The organism is Collinsella sp. AF28-5AC (assembly GCF_003457875.1).
Taxonomy (GTDB): Bacteria; Actinomycetota; Coriobacteriia; order Coriobacteriales; family Coriobacteriaceae; genus Collinsella.
In genome coordinates this window covers 1-1,624 of the sequence record NZ_QRTA01000035.1, presented here as the reverse complement: position 1 = coordinate 1,624, position 1,624 = coordinate 1, and the positions used below count along the sequence as shown (strand labels likewise).

Annotated in this window: 1 protein-coding gene; it reads right to left on the bottom strand. The window is 68.4% G+C overall.

Annotation, left to right across the window (positions count from 1 at the left end; all coding sequences use genetic code 11):
• Positions 1–236 precede the first annotated feature (236 nt).
• The gene (locus DWZ01_RS10525) at positions 237–1,496 is read right to left on the bottom strand and encodes an IS30 family transposase (RefSeq protein WP_117770627.1); all 1,260 of its coding nucleotides are present in this window, start codon (positions 1,494–1,496) and stop codon (positions 237–239) included.
• Positions 1,497–1,624: the final 128 nt, after the last annotated feature.

The following is a 1,624-nucleotide window of genomic DNA, read 5'->3' as shown; positions in this document are numbered from 1 at the left end:
ATGGTTGATTTTCGTTGTTAGCCGTACACTTGCGGCACAAATGAGCTTTTCGCAGTTAACAGGACGGGCGCGCAAGCGCCCGTCCTGCGTTTTCCCGGGCCGATACGGCTTGGATTGCGGTAAAACGAGATGTTCGGCTGAGTTCGGGGCATGGCTCCGCCGGCCCGCCCGGGTCGGGTTTCGGACTTATCCGGACGGGCTGGAGGGCCCTGCCTATTCGGTTTCGCTGCCGGCCGCTACGGTGCCAGCGGCCCCTCGCCGCGCTCGCGGCGTGCGGCCTCGATGGCCCCGACGGACATGTCGAGCTCGCCGTAGGGCACCTTCTCGACCCCCAGCGCGTCGAGAAGCGCGCGGCCGTCGTCGCCGAGCGCCGCCAGCAGCATGTCGATGGCGCACATGCCGCCCAAAGACGGCCTGGGCTCGGAGTTCAGGTGCGACATCAGCACGGCGCAGTCCCTGCCGGCGAGCCCGTCGAAGCTTATTCCGCGCCCCTTGGGCAGTATCTTGCGCAGCTCGACGTGGTTGCGCTCGCAGCCGCCCTTCTGCTGGGACTGGCGCGCGTCGCAGTAGTAGACCGAGCACCGCCTGGCGGACGGGTCGAGCGCGGAGCGCTCGATTCCCGCGCAGTCGGCGAACTCGGCGCCGTTGTCGGTCAGGAGCAGGGAGAACAGCCTTCGGAACGCTTTCGGCGCCGCCTTCTCCAGCATGTCGAGCGCCGATCCCGTCGACGCCGCCGTCTTGTCGGGCATGGGCAGCGCGATCTGGAACTTGAACGCCCTCAGGTACAATGTGAGCAGGCACCGGCGGTCGGACTTCAGGCCGAGCACCGTGTCCATCTCGCAGGCGGCGGCGCGCTCTTCCCCCGGCAACTCCATGAACGCGGCGAACGAGCGGGCCGCGCCGTGCGACGTCTGCCTTGACGGCTCGGCGTGCGAGCGCGGCTTGTAGCCGCACCTGCGCCGCAGCTCGAGGCTGCTCATCCCCGCGTAGCCGCGCCCTATCCACCTGTATATGGTCGACGCCGACGCCCCGATCTCGGCCGCCCTGGCCAGCGCTATCTGCTCGGGCGACAGCCCCCGCGCGACGTCGGACCTGATCAGCTCCATGGCGCGCTCGAATTCCGCCTCGCCCCGGTCGACGCCCATCCTGGATTCGCGCAGCTCGGCGTCGGCGAGCGCCTGCGCCCTGGCGGCCGAGTACTCGCACCTCCACCTTCTCGAGCAGTGGTACCTGCGGAACCTGCACCCGTTGCAGCAATGCGGCCACGACAGCAGCTTCGGGCAGGCGTCGTCGGGGGCCTCCGCGGCGCGGCCGCCCTTGTTCGGACCGCGGCACACCGTGCGGTTGCGCGCCACCTCGTCGGCGACCGTCGACGGCGACCGGCGCAGCTCCCGGGCGATCTGCCTGCACGACTTGCGCTTGTCCAGGCCCCTCTCGATCGCCGCGCGCTCCGACCTGTCGAGCCTGCGGTACGGCTTGGATGCGTTTTTCCTCATGCTCTCTCCTTTCTCTCGGGAGGGCCCTCGGCCCTCGCCTCCGGAAAGGAATTCTCGAACTCAGCCGGACGCGTCCGGCTGAGTTCGAGAGCAAAACCAAAGCGTTCGGATGAACTTGCAAATCAACT

Excerpts from the sequence above, each read along its gene's own strand:
- DWZ01_RS10525 (WP_117770627.1), bottom strand. The coding sequence starts at position 1,496 with ATGAGGAAAAACGCATCCAAGCCGTACCGCAGGCTCGACAGGTCGGAG.